Raw genomic sequence first — 19,878 nt, 5'->3', positions numbered from 1 at the left:
TGAGAGGCTCAGCCTGATTCTGGCGGCGATTCTGCTGCCATCGAAGCCGCGTACAACGCCACCGTTTCTGATTTACCTCGCAACGGAATCGTTGGCCGCGCGGTGATGGTGGCCATACTGGCGTTTTCCAGCCGTTCCAGAGTCTGCTCGCTCAGCAGAATGGCATCCCCGGTCAACCGGGTGGCCGACTCGACTCGCGCTGCCACATTCACGGTGTCACCGATTACGGTGAAGTCGAATCGTCCCGCGCCCCCGATATTTCCGGCGACAACCGGGCCGGAGTTGAGTCCGATACCCACTTGCGGCCCGCCCGGGCGGGTATCGAGCGTTCGCGCGATTTCCAGGGCCGCCGCCAGCGCCCGATCGGCGTGGTCGCGGTGTGGCTGAGGGGCACCGAAGACGGCGAGAAGCCCATCGCCGACGAACTTGTCCACGTGGCCGCCATGTTTGCCGATGATGGGTACGACGATGCCGAACAGGTCATTGAGCATAGCGACCACCTCACTGGCCGGGCGGTGCTCTGAGTAGCCGGTGAACCCGCGGACATCCAGGAACAATGCGGTGACCTCAACCTCCTGGCCGAGTGCCAGGGCTTCGTTGCCACTGGTCAGGATGAGATCGGCGATGGCTGGATCCAGATACGTGCCGAACGCCGCGCGGATGCGGTCACGTTCCCGCAGCCCACTGATCATGGTGTTGAACGACTGGGCAAGTACTCCGAGGTCGTCGCTGCCGGTCACCGGTACCCAGGTGTCGAGATCGCCGCGGCCGATGCGATCGGCCGCCGACATCAAGTCGCGTACCGGTTCGGTCACCGAACGGGTGAGAAGCAGCACCAGCACGCCGGCGATGCTGACCGCCACGGCGATCGAGACGCCCACCCCAATCGCGAGGCTGGCCACGGTGTGTGGGCCGACAATTCCCGCGACAACGGTTCCGGCGACGATGGCAATGGCCAGGGTGACCACGAACATCCGCTGGGTCACCGGAATGCGCACCCGGACGGGAATCGGCTGATCGCCTGCCGCGGTGCTGATGTCGGCCAGTACCGGCCGCAACATCTGCTCGGAGAGCATTGCGCGCATGCCCATCCAGTACAGCCTGGTCAACAGCGTCCCGGGAACGAACAACACGAGCGTGGGGATGGGTATGGACTGCAGCCACCCGAGCACCCCGATCCACCCGATGTTGAGGACCGCGACGAACAGCAGTCGATCCCACCGCAACGGTGCCAAGGGAATCTGGGCGCCTACCTGCCACACCTGAACAGCGGCGCTGGGGTCGCGGGTCTGCGCCCATTCCTCGATCACCCGTAGCCGTGGCGCGATGGTGCCAAAGGCAAGAAACCCGTCGACGAGGAAGATGCTGAATCCGAGAGTAACGAGCACCGCGATGTCCCGCGGCGTCAAGCCCGGTACGAACAGGCGGGCCAGCAGTGTGCCGACGATCGCGAATAACAGGGCAAGAGCGAACTGGCAGAACAGCATTGCGCGTCTGACGAAACCGATGCCCATGCGTGCGTATGCGATCTCGAACACCCGGATGGTGTCTGGATGCACGGCATCATCCCGATACACATCGCTCACAAGCGCAAAGCCTGCCTGGCAACCAGCGCGATGTCCGTATTTTCGTGACACTAGCCGTGGCGATCGGCAGTCGAGGCCCCATCGTCTCCGATTCAGCCAGGGCTACCAAGAGTTCATTTTCGTCACCTACGCCGTCGCGATCACTGCGTCAGGATGGCGATATGGCCCATATCGATTTTTCGCTGCTGGATGTGCCACGAACCGCGCCGGTGGCCGATCCCGAGGCCTATCTACGCGCCGCGATCGCCTGGCACTTCGGACAGGACACCGGCTCACCGTTCTGGCTGCGCACCGCGCGCACGCTGAGCTTCAACCCGTTGACCGATGTGAACGGGTTCGATGACCTGCGGTTGTTCCCAAACCTTGTCAATGAGCTGCGGAACACGCCCGTCGAGGATCTCGTTCCGCGAGGCTACGGATCGCCGGCGCCCGTCCCCAAAGTGTTCGAATCCGGAGGCACCACGGGGGCGCCCAAACGCACGGCACAGCTTCCCGACTGGGTTGAGCAGGTCACCCAGTGGCAGATCGAGGACTTCACGATGGGTGGCTTCGTGGCCGGCCAGGGTCTGCTGTTCCTGATGCCGAGCGGTCCACACGGTGTCGGACACTTCTCGCGCGCGGTGAGCGAGCGGCTCGGTTCGGTGTTCTATCCGGTGGACCTGGATCCGCGATGGGTCAAGAAGATCGCCGCGCGGGGCGCCACCGCCGAGGTGTCCGCATACGTGGAGCACGTACTGGAGCAGGCTCGGTTCGTGCTGCACACGCAGAACGTGGCCAATCTGCACACCAGCCCGCCGCTGCTGGGTGCGATAGCCCGCGATGACACCATGGCCGACTTGGTGAACCAGAAGATCCGCTACATCCTGCTTAGCGGTGCGCACGTGGACCTCGATACCCTCGATCTGCTCCGCGAGATCTTCCCGACGACGGCCATCGCGATGGCGTTCGGCAGCACAATGATCTTGTCCCAGGCCAAGACCCGCGTCGATAGTGACGTCTACGTGTTCGACCCCCGCACGCCCTATGTCGTTTTTTGGGTGATCGACCCCGTCACGGGGGATCGGGTGTCCGATGGTCAGCGCGGCCAGGTGGTGATGAACCACATCAGCAAGGGCATGTTCATCCCGAACAATCTCGAGCGCGACACCGCGATCCGCAGACAGGGACCTGACGGGCAGATCGGCGACTCGGTCAGCGAAGTGGCTCCGGTCGCGACCTTTGATGGTGAAGCCGTCATCGAAGGCGTCTACTGATCGTGATCGCAGTGGACGTGCTTGGCCCCAACGGCGAATACCGCACCCGCGCACGTGAAGTGATCGCCGATATCGCGGGGAAACCGGTCGCTGAACTGAGTATCGCGCCGCCGCTGTTTGTCAGCCGCAGCATTCGCGCTCAGCGCAGTGTGCGGCCGTTGCCGGCGGTCCGCAGGCGGGCCGCGCTGGCCGAAGCGGCCGAGATCTTTGTCGGCGCCGGGATAGCAGGTCACGGCTTTGATCAGTACGTCGAGGTGGTCAGCCGGGTATCGGGACTGCCCATCGCTGTTGCGCGGGCCAGCGCCTGCGAGGTCGCGCAGGCCATTCGGCATGCGTTCGACGCGGTCGCACCCGCCAGACCTGTCGGGGCGACATTCGACTGGCGCGATGAGCGCACACGCCGGGGGAGCGCGTTCTGGGCCCGGCGCGGTGAGGTGCTGGCCGTGCACGCGTCGGGCAACAGCCCGGGTGTGCACGGCGGATGGGTGCAGGCGCTGGCGCTGGGATATCGCGTGGCCGTCCGCCCCTCGCGGCGCGAGCCTTTCACCGGACATCGGCTCGTCACCGCTTTGCGGCAGGCGGGGTTTCGGCCCGAAGATGCCCTATATCTGCCCACCGACCATGCCGGTGCGGCCGAAATCATCGCCGCGGCCGACCTCGCCATCGTCTACGGCGGGCAGGACGTCGCCGAGAAGTACACCGGCGACGCCACGGTGCTGGTGAACGGGCCGGGCCGCACCAAGATTCTGATTACCGCAGAAAAGGATTGGCGCGACTATCTTGATGTGATCGTCGAGTCCATCAGTGGACAAGGCGGCATGGCGTGCACCAACGCCACAGCCGTTCTCTACGAGGGCGATCCCCGGCCGCTGGCAGAGGCCATCGTGGCTAGGCTAGCGACGATAGCGCCCCTGCCGATTGCCGATGAACGCGCCGTGCTGCCGGTGCAGCCGCTCGACACGGCCAGAAGAGTTGCCGAGTACCTGGCGGCGAAATCGCAGGGCTGCACAGCGCTTTTGGGCGCCGATCACATCGTTGCCGACCTCGGAGATGGCTCGGCCGCGCTGCGGCCGGCAGTGCATCTGCTTGACCGGCCCGACGTCGACAAACTCAACACCGAATTGGCCTTCCCATGCGTGTGGATCGCGCCGTGGACGCGCGCCGATGGTCTTGTCCCGCTGAGATGTTCGCTGGTGATCAATGCGATCACCGATGACGGGGAACTCATAGACGCACTTGTCGAGGAGCCGACGGTGTCCAACGTCTATAGCGGCAGGTACCCCACCTCATACGCGTCCCCCGAGATCCCGCATGACGGATTCCTCGCGGATTTCCTGATGCGTACCAAGGGTTTCATCCGGGGCTGACTTGTTTCAGAACTCTCGTCGCCACGGTTCGGGCCATTCCTGCGTGCCTGTGGCGGCGTTGAGCTCCGCGATCTTGGCGGGCGCGGCAAAGAGAATGATAGTGGTCATGTCTAGGAAGTACGCGCGAAAGAAGCGCCGTTGCTCTGCCGGACGCGCAAAGATATCCGCCAGTTCTTCGAAGAGTCCCAGGGGTAAGTATTTGTAGAACATGACGATCGGCAGAGAGTGCTGCTGCGTACCGAGCGTAAATTCGACGACGGCATTCGGCTGTTCGGTCCCGGACGCCAATTCCTCGGAAGACGGTTCCGCAAAATCCGACGTGGTCGTCAACCGCAGTCCGCGCAGTGTCTCGCCCTGCTCGGACAGCCGGGCGAATTCCTTCACGATGTCCAGAATGTCCTCGTCGTAGATATCGACTTGACTCTGGAACACGGTGACCCGCTTCAGCGGAACGTCGCGTTCCCGGTGCAGGCTACACAGCACGGCGGCAACCGCGCAGATGTCGATGGCGTCGTAGTCGCGTTCGAACTCCGCAGCATCGATAATCTCATCGGCTGTGACCTCGCCGGGCTCCGTGACACCTGCGAGCTCCAATAAGGCAAAGTGCCGCAACAGGTCTTGGCGGAGCGGGTCGGTGAGTGGACGCCGCGTCGGAGTCCACTCGACACGAGTGACGCGCGCTTCGTTGAGTGGAGGTCGGGGTCGCCACTGTTTGGCCTCGCGATATTCCTTGCGGGCTGTCCACTGTGCCCACACGGCGTATCCGACAAGTGCTGACAGGCCAAGCCACGATCCGGGCGGCGTCTGTTCCGGGGTCATGTTGCAGAAGTGAACCACCACGACGGCGATCGCCGCGACCCCGGTGGCCGCGTATGCAATCGGTGAGAACCATCGAAGCAGGCGCCAGACACGGTCAAACACGTTGTGTCCTTGCCTTTCCCAGCGCTCGGCAACCGAGCCCGACATCGGCGCTGTCAAGCCCAGGGGCCATGCCCGCCCACTGACTCGACTCGGATTCGGGTGAGGAATCCCTCCGGCGCGTTGGGTGGCGGGAAATGCTCGTCGGAACCCAGGAGCGCGGTCGCCAGCTGTTTGAGTAACTCAGGTGCACCGCCCTCAACCACTCGTGCCGAGCCAGTGACGGCCAGATACTCGCGCTGCTGCCCGGGCTGGCTGGGGGCAAGGACAGTCAGGGCGACGTGAGGATCGCGGCGGATGTTGCGCAGCTTCTTGTAGTTACCCGATAGATGGGCCGCCACCAACTCGTCACCGTCGGGTGTGGACTGCAGGGCGACCCACACCACGGATACCTGTGGGCTGCCGTCGGGGTTGATGGTGATGAGCGTAGCGTCGGCGCCCGCTCCGATCAGGGCGCGCGCGGCGTCGTTCAGTTCCATGTCGGATTTCTACTCCGTACCGCGCGGTTTCATTCCCGGTTGGCGGTCAGTGCTGAGGAAAGAAGCGCGCGATCGCCGGGCGCAGGCGCTTCGTCTCGAAATCCTCCACGGGGAGCGCCAACTGTTCCAGCCCTAATCCGTTCACGGTGGTGAGCAGATCGGCGGCATCTGCCTCGGGGTCCGCCACGCCGGCCCCTCGCAGTTCCTGGGCGAAGGCCGCGCGCTGGGTGTTGCCCCATTCGTCCAGGCTTGCCCGCAGGCTGGGGCGGCGCGCGACTTCCAGGAAGAATTCGTACCGCGCGATGACCGAGTTCCGGTCGACGGCCAGCGACTCAGTGACATACCGCGCCAAGCGATCGATCCGCTCCGGAATCTTGGCGTCGGGCAACTCGGTGAACAGCTTGCGTACTTCCTCGATCTGCTGAGCGGCCAAGCGCCGCATCGCTTCATCGAGCAGCTGGTCCAGGGTGCCGAAGTAATACCGGGCATTTCCGTGGGTGGTCCCCGCTTCGGTGGCTACGGCGCGATGCGTCACGGCACGTGCCCCCTCACGCGCCAGCAGGCGAAGCGCGGCATCGAGCAGTGCATCGCGGCGGGCGGCTCCCCGGGCCATGCGCGGCTCGCGTACCGGTGGCGTCATGCGGCTCATCGTACTGACGCTTATTTCCCTAATTTTCTCCAAATGGAGAAAATTAGGGATACGGTGGCTCTCGTCGACGAACGGCAAGGAGGCCGCAATGACCACAACACTCATCACCGGCGGACAGGTGATCACCTTCGATTCGGCTGTGCCTGAGGCTGAAGCGCTGGTTCTATCGGACGGGCGCGTTGTCGCCGTGGGAGACCGGCGTGACATGGAGGACGTGGCAGGGCCCGACGCGCACCGCGTCGACGCCGGAGGTGGCACGGTGATGCCCGGCTTGGTCGACACGCACCCGCACGCCATGCATTTCGGAATGCTGGCAGGCGGACTGGTCGATCTGACCGATGCCGTGGATCACGCGGACATCGTGGCCAGAATCCGTGCGAAGGCGGCTGAGACACCAGAGGGTGAGTGGATCATGTGCACTCCGGTGGGGGAGCCGCATTACTTCATCAGGCGCTCCGAGCGCGATCTGGCTGAGCGGCGGCTGCCGGACCGCTGGGTGCTGGACACCGCGACGGACAAGCATCCGGTGATGATTCAGGCATGGGCGCCCCGGATGCCCAATGTGGTGGCCTTCAACAGTGCCGGACTGCGTACTTTGGGCCTGACCGCGCTCATTCCCAGCCGGGTATGCGATGTGGAGATCGACAGGAATGAGAACGGTGACCTCACCGGCATCCTGCGTGGCCCCGTCACGAACTACTACACCTACGATCCCTTCTGGGGGCAGATCCTCACCAAGCTGCCGCGTCTCAACCTGGAGAACGCCGCGGCGGGGACCATTGCCGAGGTGAGTCGCTTTACCGTGCAAGGGATCACCAGCTTGTATGAGGGCCATGCCATGGAACCCGAACACGTCGAGCTGTACCGGCATCTGCGCAATGCCAACGCACTGAACATGCGCGTGATGGCGACGTTTGATGTCGAGTCTGCCATTTTCTATCCGTTCGATCCGATGTCACAAGAAGACTTCACCGCGCGGCTACGCAAGCTCGCGAGCCAGGCGCTGCAATTGGATGACGACAGGCTGCGCATCAACGGGCTCACGATCAGCCCCGGAGGCCCGTGTTTCTCCGGTTACTTCGCGCTCTACGAGCCCTACACCGACCCCTTCGGGCGGCCGGCCACCGGCATGCGCTTCCTGTCGCTGGAGAAGGAGGAGGCATTCGTCCGCTACTGCGCGACAGAGGGGATCCGCGCGAACATATGCGTGGGGGCCCTTCGGGAACACGACGAATTCCTCGACATCGCCGAACGCGTTGTGCAAGAACATGACTTCCGGGATCAGCGCTGGATTCTGCAGCACGCCATCACGATCACTCCCAAGCAGGCGCAGCGATACGCGGCGCTGGGGTTCCAGGTGACCACTTGCGCCGGCTTCACGTGGGGTAAGGGAGCGATGTATGGCGATCGCATCGGTAAGCACATCTGGCGGGACTTGGAGCCCTTGCAGCGGCTGATGAACACCGGGCTACTCCTGACCGGTGGCACCGACTGGGGCCCCAAGAATCCGTGGGAGCAGATCGAGCTGGCGGAAACGCACCGATTCGCGGGCAGTGACCATCGCAATGACGGACCCGATCAGAAGATCTCCCGGATGGATGCGCTGAAGATGTGGACGTCGAACGCCGCCACATTGCTGGACTGGTCAGAAATCGGCGCGTTGGCGCCAGGAAAGTACGCCGACGTGATCATCACGGACCGCAATCCGCTGACCTGCCCCATCGATGAACTGCGTGCCACTCACGTGCTGCGGACCTACCTCGGTGGCGAAACTGTCTACGACAGTGGTGAATTGGCATCTGCCGCGGCGCATTCGGAAACGGCACTGGCATGAGCGATGCGGCGCAGGTGCTGGCCCGCGTCGACGGCTTGCGTGACGAGCTGGTCGCCACGCTCGCCGAGGCGATAGCGCTACGGAGCGTGAATCCGACCTATGCCGGCCAGGACTACGACGATCTGGTGGGCGGGGAATCTGATGTCGCCCAGCTGTTGGCCGGTGTGTATCGGCAGAGCGGGGCGGAGGTCGAGCTGTTCGGCGAGGTTCCCGGGCGCGACAACGTGGTCGGTGTGCTGCGTGGCAGCGGCGGAGGGCGGTCACTGATCTTCAACGGGCATGTTGACGTTGTGCCGGCCGACGACGGCGCAGCATGGACCCACGACCCGTTCTCGGGATTCCATGACGAGACACATATTTGGGGTCGTGGGTCGGTCGATATGAAGAGCGGGCTGGTGGCGCAGGCCTTTGCCGCCAGGGCCTTACACGAATCGGGTGTCACGCTGCGCGGCGACCTGATGCTGCAGGGGGTGGTCGGCGAGGAGAACCTTGAGCATCATCTGGGCACCTCGGCGGTGCTCGGACGTGGGTACACCGCCGACGGCGCGATCATCGCCGAGCCCACCGGCTCGCGTCTGCCGTTGTCGGTCATGCCCGCCACGCCCGGTGTGCTCGTCCTGCGTATCACGGTGACCGGCCGCTCGGGGCACGCGTCGGCGCGTGCGCTGATGCGTGCGCAGGCGGCCTCGAACCCGGGCGTCGAGCCCGTCGCCGTGAGTGCCGTCGACGCCGCGCTCTCGATCCACGAGGCGTTGCGCCGGTTGGAGATTGAATGGGAGCAGACACGTATCGATCCTCTTTTTGAGCGTGGACAGTTCACGATTGGCCTCGACGTGATCGAAGGCGGTGCCCGCAGCGCACGCAATGTGGCGTTCATTCCGGATGAGACCGTGCTCGATTACGCGGTCTTCTATCCACCCGCGGACGATGTGGCCGGTGTTCAGGCCGAGATCGTTCGTACGGTTTCGGCAGTTGTCGAAGCCGATCCCTGGTTGCGGCGCGAGCCTCCGCGCATCGAATGGCCCATGCACTATCCGGGTGGGCGAACCGACAAGGATCACCCGCTGTGTCAGGCTGTGATCTCCGCCCGTCAGGACGCCGCCACCGGATCGGCCTTCAGCGGACTGCCGGATGTTCGTCCCTTTCCCTCGGCGGCCGACCTGCCCTGGTTCACCGCGGCGGGCATTCCGGCGGTCGGCATGGGGCCGGGAAATTTGGCGATGGCTCATGCGGTGGACGAGCGGTGTGCGATCGAGGAAATCATCTGCGCTACCAAGGCGTACGCCTTGGTGGCGATGCGCTGGTGCGGTGTGCGATGACCGATACCGCCGCCCCGGTGGCGCCTTATATGGCGGTCGGGTTGTCGACCATCGTCCATGGCATCGGCTCGCGCCAACACATCGCGCGCAATCTCGACAACATCGAGGAGGCCATCCATGCCGCTATTTCGATTGTCGGTATCAATCTGCCGGTGAAAATCGTGGCGCTTGCCGAGGGGGCGCTCACCGGGTTCACCGACGAGGTCTTCAATCTGCCGCATATCCGTTGTGCCCGAGAGCTGTTCATCGATATTCCGGGGCCGGAGACTGATCGGCTCGCGGCGCTGGCCAGGATGTACGAGACGTACATCATTGTGCAGTGCAAGGCTCGATGGCCCGAGGTCATCGAGGACCGGTACTTCAATGTGATGGTGGTGATCTCGCCGCAAGGTGAGATCGTGCACCGGGCTGCCAAGAATCACGTCTGGTGCCGCGAGCACTCCTGCACTCCGCACGATGTGTACGACCGATGGGTGGAGTTGTTCGGGGATGGGATCGATGCCTTTTACCCGGTACTGCACACGCCGGATATCGGTTCCATCGGCACGCTGTGCTGCAGTGACGGGGAGTATCCGGAAGCGGTGCGGGCCTTGGCATTCAATGGGGCCGAAGTGGTCTACCGGCCCAGTGAGGCGGTGCCGATGACCGTGTCCGGTCCGGATCCGGGCGGCACGTGGCTACTGCAGAACAGGGCACATGCGCATTTCAACGGTGTGTATATGGTGTGCCCGAACGCAGGGCCGGTGTATTCCACTCCTGCCGCCGAACACCCGGTCGATATCGCGGGTGGAAACGGCCACATTGTCGATTACTACGGTCATGTCATCGGACACGCGGTCTCCGGGGCGAACGCGATCGTGGCGGCTCCGGTCGACATCGAGGCATTGCGGCAGTTCCGGATGATGAATCTGAATTCGAACTGGCTCAAGGACGTTCGCACAGAGCTGTTCCGGCGCATGTATGACCGAGAGATCCACCCCGCCAATCTGTGGCTTGACCGTGAGCCTGGCCGCAATGCTGAGGTCGACGAGATCTACCGAGCCAATATTGCTCGGCTTGTCGAAGCGGGGACGTATACCGAACCGGCTCATCGGTTTCCGGGGGCGCGGCACCTGTCTGGCCCCGGTGACGGTGATATGGACGCGGTCTTGGCGAATTGGTTGCCATAACCACACGGTGAAAAACGGCGGTGCCCGGCTGACAACGTCGTCAGCCGGGCACCGTGTCGTTATGCGTTACTGCAGAACGGTTGTGGTGTTGGTGCCGTATGGCACGTGGGGGTTGGTTCCCAAGGGAGTGCGCGGATTTGCGCCCTCGTGGGTGGGCTCATGGAAACCGCGGTCATACAGATCGGTGCCCGGCTGCGTGCAGGCTCCACCCACGCGGGGGGCACCGCCGGAGCACGCGGTACGGCAGTTATGGGTGTACGGGGCCTCTCCAGAACCGCAGACCGGTGGAATCGGCGGCTGGGCGGCTGCGACGGGCGCCACGGATATCGCGGCTGCGGCGCTCAGGGCCCCGGCGAACAGCGCGATGCGGGCGTGCGGTGAAACCATGGGGCTCAGAGCTCCTAACAAAGCATGAATCAAAGTTGAACAAAAGGTTACACATCATAATGATCTGAAGCCGGTGAATATTTGCCAGCGGCATGGCAATGCTTCGATGGGTTGCGCAAATACGCAAGGAATCGCCGACGAGCGCGACACGCCAGAAGATAGCTAGGTGGAGCGTCCAGCTAACCCGTAGGTTACCGGGGGAGGGTTTAACTCACCTGCCGTGGGTGTGCGATGTTCAGAGCGCGCGCAGATACCGCTGAGTTACCAGTCGCTGCAGTTGTTTGACCACTAGATTGCCGGCCCGAACCCACCAGAACGATGGTTTTGAAAACGCCGTAATCTCCACGCTGACAACGTTGTTGGATGGATCGAGGCGCACGATGAAGGATTCTTCACCGGTCTCTGGGTGGCCGTGAAGCGTGCCATACGCGAAACCGCGCCGATTCGGTTCGTCGATCACATAGACGACGCGGCATAACGCCCAGAACGGCCACAGCTGTGTCGCCACGTTCACGCCCGCGGCAGCCTCGGGCTCCGAGGTGAGGACTCGCAGCCCGATCCCGCGCTGAATGCCGAAACGCATGAGGCTGTCAGCGGCTTCTTCGAAGCGGTCCTTACCTGTGCCGATCTGTCGAGATTCCCGCACATGGTGGTATTCGGTGGGGAGCTCGCCGGCCGTCGCGCCGATTTCCTGGTAGGTGAACGGGAGCTGGCTCAGTCGTGCGATATCCACCCCAATAACGTAGGGGAGCATGACCACCAAGGAAGCAGTACCGGCGCACGAGGGCGGTGGGTTCAACCCGCCCGATCCCACCCTCAAGGGCGGCCCCGACTACGGCCGTTTCATCGATGCGCTGCGGACCCTTCAGGATCGGGCCCGGGCCGCACTGCCGCCCGACGAGGTGGTTACCGAACTGGCCGCTCAACTTGAGGCCATGAACGAGCTGCTGGCTCCGTATGAGGTCTCGGAATGGGACTCGCCCTCGGGCCGGCGCACCGACCTTCCGCTGCGCGGAAACATCCTGTTGGTGCCGATGACGATCGACAGCTTCGACAAGGGGGTGCTCACCGGTACAGCGACATTCAGCCGGTACCACCTGGGGCGCAACGGCGCGGTGCACGGTGGTTGCCTGGGGCTGCTCTTCGACACCATCTTCGGCACCGGTTCGCTGCTACTGACCGATCTGCGCAAGCTGCGCACCGCCTACTTGAACATCAACTACCGCAAGATCACACCCATTGAGAAGGAACTGCGGTACGACTGCACGCTGGACCGCGTCGAGGGCCGCAAGGTGTTCATGACTGGCCGGCTTCTCGACGCTGACGAGGTGCTGGCGGAGGCGGAGGCGCTCTTCGTCAAGCTCAATCCCGGCCAGCCCTGATCTGATAGTGGCCAGATAGCCACTATCCGATGAAATATTGCCATCCGGCGGGCTAGTCTGATCGGATGCATTCCGTGCCTGTGGGTCGTTCGGGCGAGCCTCATTCGGTCGTTGTTCTCGCGCTTCCCGAAACCGTCGGTTTCGATCTGGCCACCGCCGTCGAGGTGTTCGGGCGTGTGTGTCTCGCCGACGGCACCAGTCCCTACCGCGTGCGGGTGTGCGGCACCGAGCCGATCGTTTCCGCCGGGCCGTTCGGCATCGCGACAGATCTTGGACTCGAGGCGCTTTCGGAGGCCGACACTGTCGTGGTGCCGGCGCGCGATGACGTCACCGCCCCCTTACCGGAGGGCGTCATCGACGCCCTCCGGGCCGCCCATGCGCGCGGCGCACGCATCGCCTCCATATGTGCGGGGGCCTTCACGCTCGCCGAGGCCGGCATTCTGGACGGCAAGCGGGTCACCACGCACTGGCTGGCTGCCGACTTGTTTCGGGAGATGTACCCGGCAGTGCACCTGGATGCCGATGTGTTGTACGTCGATGAGGGACAGGTGCTCACCTCCGCCGGAGCCGCGGCCGGACTCGACCTGTGTCTGCACATGGTGGCGCGCGATCACGGCGCGGCGGTGGCCGCGGAAGCCGCACGGATGGCCGTGACACCGCTGCACCGCGACGGCGGGCAGGCCCAATATGTCGTGCGGAACCGCCGGAGCTCCGAGGCCGGCCTCGGCGACATGCTGGCGTGGATCGAACACAACGCGCATCGCGAGCTGTCGCTCGAGGACCTGGCCGCGCAGGCCGCCACCAGTGTGCGCAGCCTCAACCGGCGGTTTCGGGCCGAAACGGGGCAGACACCCATGCAGTGGCTGACCGGGGTGCGGGTGCGTCACGCCCAACAACTGCTGGAATGTTCAGCCGATTCCGTCGAGCGGATCGGGCGCGAAGTGGGGTTCGGCTCACCTGCGAATTTCCGGGAGCAGTTCCGCCGGCTCGCCGGGGTCTCGCCCCTGACGTATCGGAACACATTCCGCGCACAATCGGCCTGAGTGGTCATGGCGCCCATCGGGCTGGGAAGCCGCTGGTGTGGACCGATAGCATGAGTTCGCAAACCCCCCGTCTCTGAATTGGAGAACTGCCGATGACTGCGCCCAACCCGTCTTCCCTTGTGGCACCAATCCGGGTGCCGGCCGGGACGACGGCGGGGACCGCGGTACGAGAGGCCGGCCTGCCGGGCAAGGGGGAGGACGCCGTCGTCGTCGTGCGCGTCGATGGTGCCCTGAAGGATTTGTCCTGGACGCCACAGGTCGATACCGAGGTAGAGCCCGTCGCGGCCAACACCGAAGACGGGCGCAGTGTCATCCGGCACTCGGCCGCCCACGTGCTAGCGCAGGCTGTGCAGGACCTGTTCCCGCAGGCCAAACTCGGCATCGGTCCGCCGATCACCGACGGTTTCTACTACGACTTCGGGATCGATCACGCCTTCACGCCTGAAGATCTCACCGCCCTCGAGAAAAAGATGAAGCAGATCATCAAAGAGGGGCAACGATTTTCGCGCCGGGTCTACGAATCGGTGGAAGAGGCCCAGGCCGAACTGGCCAACGAGCCGTTCAAGCTGGAACTGGTGTCGGACAAGTCCGGCGCCGATGACCCGGAGGTCATGGAGGTCGGCGGCGACGAGCTGTCCGCCTACGACAACCTGAATCCGCGTACCGGGGAACGCGAATGGTTCGACCTGTGCCGCGGCCCGCATATCCCCACCACCAAGCACATCCCGGCCTTCCGGCTCACCCGCAGTTCAGCTGCCTACTGGCGCGGCAACCAGGCCAACGCCAGCATGCAACGTGTCTACGGCACCGCCTGGGAGTCTCAGGAAGCCCTGGATAAACACCTCGAACTGCTGGAGGAGGCGCAGCGGCGCGACCACCGCAAGCTCGGTGTCGAGCTGGATCTGTTCAGCTTCCCTGACGAAATCGGTTCCGGGCTCCCGGTTTTCCACCCCAAGGGTGGCATCGTGCGCAAGGAGCTTGAGGATTACTCGCGCGCCAAGCACACCGCGGCCGGGTACGAATTCGTCAACACCCCGCACATCACCAAGGAAAACCTGTACCAAACCTCCGGGCACTTGGACTGGTACTCCGACGGCATGTTCCCCCCGATGCAGATCGACGCCGAGCTCAACGAGGACGGCACCGTGCGCAAGCCAGGGCAGAACTACTACCTCAAACCCATGAACTGCCCGATGCATCACCTGATCTACCGGGCCCGGGGCCGTTCCTACCGTGAATTGCCATTGCGACTCTTCGAATTCGGCTCGGTGTACCGATACGAGAAGTCCGGTGTGGTGCACGGCCTGACCCGGGTGCGCGGCATGACGCAGGACGACGCGCATATTTACACGACTCGCGAACAGATGCACGAGGAGCTGACCTCACTGCTGCGATTCGTGCTCGACCTGCTGTCCGACTACGGGCTCGACGATTTCTACCTGGAACTCTCGACCAAGGACGAGACGAAATTCGTTGGTTCCGATGAGGTTTGGGAAGAAGCGACCAAGACTCTGGAGCAAGTGGCGCTCGATTCCGGGCTGCAGCTGGTGCCGGATCCCGGCGGCGCGGCCTTCTACGGGCCCAAGATCTCGGTGCAAGCCAAGGACGCGCTGGGCAGGTCCTGGCAGATGTCCACGATCCAGCTCGACTTCAATATGCCGGAGCGGTTCAACCTCGAGTACACGGCCGCCGACGGCACGCGCAAGCAGCCGGTGCTCATCCATCGGGCGCTGTTCGGGTCCATCGAGCGCTTCTTCGGTGTGCTCACCGAGCACTATGCGGGAGCCTTCCCGGCCTGGCTGTCGCCGGTGCAGGCGGTGGGTATTCCGATTGCCGATGCGCACGCGCCGTACCTGAACGACATTGTGTCCCAGCTCAAATCGCAAGGCATCCGTGCCGAGGTGGACAGCAGCGATGACCGCATGAACAAGAAAATCGTCAACCACACCAACCAGCGAGTGCCGTTCCTGCTGCTGGCCGGTGACCGTGACGTCGAGGCGGGGGCGGTCAGCTTCCGGTTCCGGGACCGCACTCAGGTGAACGGGGTGCCCCGCGAGGAGGCGGTCGCTGCCATCCTCGACTGGGTGAATCGCCGTGAGAACGTATCGCCGACAGCCGAACTCCTGAAGTTGGGTGCCAGTGACTGACGAGGACTCGACCATCATCGACCGCGGCGTGGGCGACCCAGATCATCTGCAGCGACTGTGGAGCCCGCACCGGATGAGTTATATCGCCGAGGCCGTGAAGGCGCCCAGTCCCGACTCGGCGCCCTTCACCGAGATCCCCGAGATGGCCGATGAGGACGGTTTGGTGGTGGCCCGGGGCGAGCACGTGTACGCCGTGCTCAACCTCTACCCATACAACCCCGGACATCTCATGGTGGTGCCCTACCGCCAGGTGGCCGAGCTCGAAGACCTCACCGAGGGAGAAAGTCGCGAGCTGATGGCCTTCACTCAGAAGGCGATCCGGGTGATCAAGAAGGTCTCGAGGCCGCACGGCTTCAACGTCGGACTCAATCTGGGTAGCGCCGCGGGCGGATCGCTGGCAGAGCATCTGCATCAGCATGTGGTGCCACGCTGGGGTGGCGACGCGAACTTCATCACCATCATCGGCGGTTCCAAGGTGTTGCCACAGCTGCTGCGGGACACCCGCACTTTGCTCGCCACTGCCTGGGAGCAGTTGCCGTGAGCGGCCTGTTGTCGCGGGAGACATTCGCGAAAATCACCAACCCACTGGCTCACGCGCTACTGCGTGCGGGATTCACCCCGGATACGGTCACCATCTTCGGCACGGCGGCCTCGGTTGTCGCGGCGCTGACACTCTTCCCGACCGGTCACCTTTTCTGGGGCGGCATGGCGGTTTGGCTGTTCGCGATGTTCGACATGCTCGACGGCGCGATGGCCCGTGCGCGCGGCGGCGGCACCCGGTTCGGTGCGGTGCTGGACGCGACCTGTGATCGTGTCGCCGATGGCGCGGTCTTCGCCGGCTTGGTCTGGTGGGCCGCATTCGGCTGGGGTTCAACTTCTTTGGTGGTATCCACGCTGATCTGCATGATCACCTCGCAGGTGATTTCGTATGTGAAGGCGCGTGCCGAGGCGTCGGGATTGCGTGCCGATGGCGGATTGATCGAGCGGCCGGAACGGCTCATCATCGTGCTCGCCGGCGCGATCTTCAGCGGCGGATTCGGCGTGCAGTGGCCGTTGCACACCGCGATGTGGGTGCTGGCGGTGGCAAGCCTGGTGACCGTTGGGCAACGGATGCACGCCGTCCGCACCTCACCGGGAGCTCTGGAGCTGCTGCCCAATTCGGATGCCGGACAGGACACCGCGGAGACGAATCAGTCATGAGTACCTGGGGTGAACGCGCCGCCGACTGGGGATACGCCGCGGGCTGGAATGTCACGCAGGCGACTCCGGACCTCCTTGCCCGCGCCATATTCGATGTCGGCGCCATGGTCGGTGCCCGCAAGGGCGGACCCGAGCAGCTACGCAAGAACCTCGCGCGGGTACTGGGCGTGCACCCCTGGGAGGTGCCCGACCGGCTGATGATCGACTCGATGCGTTCCTACGCCCGGTATTGGCGTGAAGCGTTCCGGCTGCCGTCGCAGAACATGGAGCGCCTCGCCGCCCGTTTGGACAGCTGCCTGTTCGGCCGGCGCAACCTGGATGCCTCGCGGGAGGAAGGGCGGGGCACGGTTATCGCCCTGCCACACAGCGGAAACTGGGATATGGCCGGGGTGTGGCTGGCGCAAACCTATGGCACCTTCACGACCGTCGCCGAGCGCCTGAAGCCCGAATCGCTGTATCGGAGATTCCTGGACTACCGCGAGACGCTGGGCTTCGAGGTGCTTCCGCTGACCGGTGACGCGTCAGGTCCGTATGAGGTACTGGCGCAGCGATTGCGGGAGAACCGAGTGGTCTGCCTCATGGCCGATCGCGACCTGAGCCGCAGCGGCGTCCCCGTCGACTTCTTCGGTGCCGAGGCCCGCATGCCCGCAGGGCCGGCTCGTCTTGCCATCGATACCGGCGCGCGTCTGCTGCCCGCGCACTGTTGGTTCGAACCGCATGAGCAATGGGGGGTACGTATCCATGGGCCCGTCGACACCTCGGCGGGCGATGTCGCGGCCGCCACCCAGGCCATGGCCGATGTGTTCGCGGCCAACATCGCTGAACGCCCCGCGGACTGGCACATGCTGCAACCGCTGTGGCTCGACGATCTGTCCGAGGAACGCCGCACCACGCTGCGGACGGCGTCTGCGCCCACGCGGGCACCGGAACCTGAACCCTCCCTGGAGACCGATCCCGTTGGTGGGCAGGCGTAATGCGCATCGGGATGGTCTGCCCGTACTCCTTTGACGTACCGGGTGGCGTCCAGTCCCACGTAGTGCAGCTGGCCGAGGTCATGCGCGATCGCGGCCATCACGTGAGCCTGCTCGCGCCGTCATCGTCGGACCTGGAGCTACCAGAATTCGTGGTCTCGGGTGGCAAGGCCGTGCCGATTCCCTACAACGGATCGGTCGCGCGGCTGCGATTCGGCCCGGCCACCTACGCCAAGACCCGGCGCTGGCTGCTCGACGGCGATTTTGATGTGCTGCACCTGCACGAACCGAACGCGCCGAGCCTGTCGATGCTGGCCCTCATGGTGGCGGAAGGACCGATCGTCGCGACGTTCCACACGTCCACCACGAAATCGTTGACGTTGAGCGTTTTTCAGGCCGTCCTGCGGCCCTGGCACGAGAAGATCGTCGGCCGGATCGCCGTTTCGGAGCTGGCCCGGCGCTGGCAGATGGAGGCGCTGGGATCCGACGCGGTCGAGATTCCCAATGGCGTCGATGTTCGATCCTTCTCCGGTGCACCCGTCCTCGATGGATACCCACGCGAAGGTAAGACGGTGCTGTTCTTGGGCCGCTACGACGAACCGCGCAAGGGGATGGACGTGCTGATGGGCGCGTTACCGAAGATCGCGACCAGCTTCCCCGACGTGGAGATCCTGATCGTCGGCCGCGGAGATGAAGCCGAACTACGCACGCAGGCAGGACCGTTGGCCAAACATCTGAAATTCCTCGGCCAGGTTGACGACGCCACCAAGGCGTCGGCCATGCGCAGCGCCGACGTCTACTGTGCCCCCAACATCGGCGGTGAGAGCTTCGGCATCGTGCTGGTAGAGGCGATGGCGGCAGGGACGGCGGTCGTTGCCAGCTCACTGGACGCGTTCCGCCGGGTGCTGTTGGACGGCGCCGCGGGCCGATTGACGCCAACGGGTGACCCGGATGCCCTGGCAGCCGCCATCATCGGTGTGCTGGGTGATGACGAAGGCCGGGCGCAGCTGGTGGCGGCGGGCACCGAAGCGGTGCAGCGGTACGACTGGTCCGTGGTCGCCCAACAGATCATGCTGGTCTACGAGACGGTCACCGCCTCTGGCGCGCGAGTCAAGGTCGACAGTTGGTGACCTTCTCGGCGTTGACCGTCATTGTCATGGCCGTCGTGGCCACGCTCTTCGCTCTCGGTTTGTTGTGGGCCTATTTGGTGGCCAACCGTCTTGACCGGCTGCACGTGCGGGGTGACCTGTCCTGGCAGGCGCTCGATGCCGCGCTGGCGCGGCGCGCCGTTGTTGCCCGTGCCGTGGGAGACGCGCTCAAAGACGACCACCTGATCAAACTCGCGGCGAAAGCCGAACGTGCCGAACGCAACCGGCGCGAGGATGCGGAGAATCAACTGGCCGCGGCGTTGTCGACCGTCGATCCTGACCGGCTGCGCCCGGCCCTGGTCGCCGAACTCGCCGATGCCGAGACCCGGGTGCTCATCGCGCGGCGCTTTCACAACGATGCCGTACGTGACACGTTGGCGTTGCGAGTGCGGCGCCCGGTGCGGTGGCTGCGCCTGGGTGGAACCGCGCCGATGCCAACATATTTCGAGATCATCGATCGTCCGGGCGCGGGCACCGAAGACCCGGCGCTGGCCAATTTCCGGACTTCGGCCCGGGTCGTCCTGCTCGATGAGGATGGCCGGGTGCTGCTGCTGCGCGGTTTCGATCCGGCCGCGCCCACCCCGGCGGTGCACTGGTGGTTCACCGTCGGCGGACAAACGCTGCCGGGGGAGAAGCTCGCTGACGGTGCGGTGCGCGAGCTAGTGGAGGAAACCGGACTATCGGTCCCGTCCGGACGGTTGGTGGGCCCGCTGTGGCGGCGCGTGGCGGTCTTCGACTTCAACGGCACCACCATCCGGTCCGAGGAACTGTTCTTCGTGCATCGCACCAAGCGGTTCGAACCGGCCACCGACGGGCGCACCAATCTGGAGCAGCGTTACATCACCGGTCACCGCTGGTGTGATGCCGAGGCGATCGCCGAGCTCACCGCGTCGGGGGAGCAGGTGTACCCGACTCAGCTGGGAGAACTGCTCTGTGAAGCCGCCACTGCGGCCGATGCGGTGGCCACCGGCGCACCGCGTGCGCCGATCCAAATCGGGTGAGTCACCCCGCCGCACCTCCCGCCAC

General features: G+C 64.5%; 19 protein-coding genes and 1 pseudogene. 14 read left to right on the top strand and 6 right to left on the bottom strand.

Going from position 1 to position 19,878, the window contains the following annotated elements:
• Positions 1 to 8 precede the first annotated feature (8 nt).
• Positions 9 to 1,586 (bottom strand): adenylate/guanylate cyclase domain-containing protein, encoded by a 1,578-nt coding sequence (locus ABG82_RS15565; protein ID WP_052510884.1) that lies wholly within the window; start codon positions 1,584 to 1,586, stop codon positions 9 to 11.
• A 161-nt stretch (positions 1,587 to 1,747) separates the two neighbouring features.
• Here ABG82_RS15565 and ABG82_RS15560 point away from each other — a divergent pair, with 161 nt between their 5' ends.
• Both ABG82_RS15560 and ABG82_RS15555 read left to right on the top strand, forming a co-directional pair.
• Complete coding sequence (locus tag ABG82_RS15560) at positions 1,748 to 2,839, top strand: phenazine antibiotic biosynthesis protein (protein WP_043075468.1); 1,092 nt, start codon at positions 1,748 to 1,750, stop codon at positions 2,837 to 2,839.
• A gap of 2 nt (positions 2,840 to 2,841) precedes the next feature.
• A complete protein-coding gene (locus ABG82_RS15555; protein WP_043075469.1) occupies positions 2,842 to 4,206 on the top strand; it encodes an aldehyde dehydrogenase family protein in 1,365 nt (454 codons plus the stop codon).
• Positions 4,207 to 4,212: 6 nt separating this feature from the next.
• Here the strand turns inward: ABG82_RS15555 and ABG82_RS15550 are convergent, their stop codons facing one another.
• Genes ABG82_RS15550 through ABG82_RS15540 form a run of 3 tightly spaced genes read right to left on the bottom strand, consistent with a single transcriptional unit; the run spans position 4,213 to position 6,243 of the window.
• Complete coding sequence (locus tag ABG82_RS15550; protein WP_131676204.1) at positions 4,213 to 5,127, bottom strand: hypothetical protein; 915 nt, start codon at positions 5,125 to 5,127, stop codon at positions 4,213 to 4,215.
• A 53-nt stretch (positions 5,128 to 5,180) separates the two neighbouring features.
• Positions 5,181 to 5,603 carry a PPOX class F420-dependent oxidoreductase gene (locus ABG82_RS15545; RefSeq protein WP_043075471.1) on the bottom strand — a complete coding sequence of 141 codons (423 nt, stop codon included), beginning with the start codon at positions 5,601 to 5,603 and terminating at the stop codon, positions 5,181 to 5,183.
• A 46-nt stretch (positions 5,604 to 5,649) separates the two neighbouring features.
• Positions 5,650 to 6,243, bottom strand: a complete 594-nt coding sequence (locus ABG82_RS15540) for a TetR/AcrR family transcriptional regulator (protein ID WP_054416735.1) — start codon at positions 6,241 to 6,243, stop codon at positions 5,650 to 5,652.
• 97 nt (positions 6,244 to 6,340) lie between these two features.
• Here ABG82_RS15540 and ABG82_RS15535 point away from each other — a divergent pair, with 97 nt between their 5' ends.
• The 4 genes and pseudogenes from ABG82_RS15535 (at position 6,341) to ABG82_RS28985 (ending at position 10,574) form a co-directional block, all read left to right on the top strand.
• The gene (locus ABG82_RS15535) at positions 6,341 to 8,086 is read left to right on the top strand and encodes an amidohydrolase (protein WP_043075472.1); all 1,746 of its coding nucleotides are present in this window, start codon (positions 6,341 to 6,343) and stop codon (positions 8,084 to 8,086) included.
• Entirely contained in the window at positions 8,083 to 9,405 is a 1,323-nt protein-coding gene (locus tag ABG82_RS15530; RefSeq protein WP_043075473.1) for a M20 family metallopeptidase, read from the top strand. The genes ABG82_RS15535 and ABG82_RS15530 overlap by 4 nt, the downstream gene beginning before the upstream one ends.
• Positions 9,402 to 10,292 (top strand): annotated as a pseudogene (locus ABG82_RS27745) (nitrilase-related carbon-nitrogen hydrolase); the annotation flags it as partial. The gene ABG82_RS15530 and the pseudogene ABG82_RS27745, both read left to right, overlap by 4 nt.
• 99 nt (positions 10,293 to 10,391) lie before the next feature.
• On the top strand, positions 10,392 to 10,574 hold the full coding sequence (locus tag ABG82_RS28985) for a hypothetical protein (RefSeq protein ID WP_052510893.1): 183 nt from the start codon (positions 10,392 to 10,394) through the stop codon (positions 10,572 to 10,574).
• Positions 10,575 to 10,640: 66 nt separating this feature from the next.
• On the opposite strand, the gene ABG82_RS15520 is transcribed toward ABG82_RS28985, so the two are convergent.
• Complete coding sequence (locus ABG82_RS15520; protein WP_043075474.1) at positions 10,641 to 10,961, bottom strand: hypothetical protein; 321 nt, start codon at positions 10,959 to 10,961, stop codon at positions 10,641 to 10,643.
• A 235-nt stretch (positions 10,962 to 11,196) separates the two neighbouring features.
• Positions 11,197 to 11,694, bottom strand: coding sequence for a DUF1990 family protein (locus ABG82_RS15515; RefSeq protein WP_043075475.1), 498 nt, complete (start codon positions 11,692 to 11,694; stop codon positions 11,197 to 11,199).
• A 19-nt stretch (positions 11,695 to 11,713) separates the two neighbouring features.
• On the opposite strand from ABG82_RS15515, the gene ABG82_RS15510 reads away from it, so the two are divergent.
• The 8 genes from ABG82_RS15510 (at position 11,714) to ABG82_RS15475 (ending at position 19,853) form a co-directional block, all read left to right on the top strand.
• Positions 11,714 to 12,343, top strand: coding sequence for a PaaI family thioesterase (locus tag ABG82_RS15510; RefSeq protein ID WP_043075476.1), 630 nt, complete (start codon positions 11,714 to 11,716; stop codon positions 12,341 to 12,343).
• Positions 12,344 to 12,408: 65 nt separating this feature from the next.
• Entirely contained in the window at positions 12,409 to 13,386 is a 978-nt protein-coding gene (locus ABG82_RS15505; RefSeq protein ID WP_078343230.1) for a GlxA family transcriptional regulator, read from the top strand.
• A gap of 92 nt (positions 13,387 to 13,478) precedes the next feature.
• On the top strand, positions 13,479 to 15,533 hold the full coding sequence (thrS, locus tag ABG82_RS15500; protein ID WP_043075477.1) for a threonine--tRNA ligase: 2,055 nt from the start codon (positions 13,479 to 13,481) through the stop codon (positions 15,531 to 15,533).
• Positions 15,526 to 16,074, top strand: coding sequence for an HIT family protein (locus tag ABG82_RS15495; protein WP_043075478.1), 549 nt, complete (start codon positions 15,526 to 15,528; stop codon positions 16,072 to 16,074). Before thrS ends, ABG82_RS15495 begins: the two co-directional genes overlap by 8 nt.
• Complete coding sequence (gene pgsA / locus ABG82_RS15490) at positions 16,071 to 16,733, top strand: phosphatidylinositol phosphate synthase (RefSeq protein WP_043075479.1); 663 nt, start codon at positions 16,071 to 16,073, stop codon at positions 16,731 to 16,733. Before ABG82_RS15495 ends, pgsA begins: the two co-directional genes overlap by 4 nt.
• On the top strand, positions 16,730 to 17,707 hold the full coding sequence (locus ABG82_RS15485) for a phosphatidylinositol mannoside acyltransferase (protein ID WP_043075480.1): 978 nt from the start codon (positions 16,730 to 16,732) through the stop codon (positions 17,705 to 17,707). Before pgsA ends, ABG82_RS15485 begins: the two co-directional genes overlap by 4 nt.
• Positions 17,707 to 18,834, top strand: a complete 1,128-nt coding sequence (locus tag ABG82_RS15480; protein ID WP_043075481.1) for a glycosyltransferase family 4 protein — start codon at positions 17,707 to 17,709, stop codon at positions 18,832 to 18,834. Before ABG82_RS15485 ends, ABG82_RS15480 begins: the two co-directional genes overlap by 1 nt.
• Positions 18,831 to 19,853, top strand: coding sequence for an NUDIX hydrolase (locus tag ABG82_RS15475; protein WP_043075482.1), 1,023 nt, complete (start codon positions 18,831 to 18,833; stop codon positions 19,851 to 19,853). The genes ABG82_RS15480 and ABG82_RS15475 overlap by 4 nt, the downstream gene beginning before the upstream one ends.
• Positions 19,854 to 19,878: the final 25 nt, after the last annotated feature.

The sequence above is a fragment of the Mycobacteroides immunogenum genome (assembly GCF_001605725.1).
Taxonomy (GTDB): domain Bacteria; phylum Actinomycetota; class Actinomycetes; order Mycobacteriales; family Mycobacteriaceae; genus Mycobacterium; species Mycobacterium immunogenum.
This window is presented reverse-complemented; position numbering and strand designations above follow the sequence as displayed.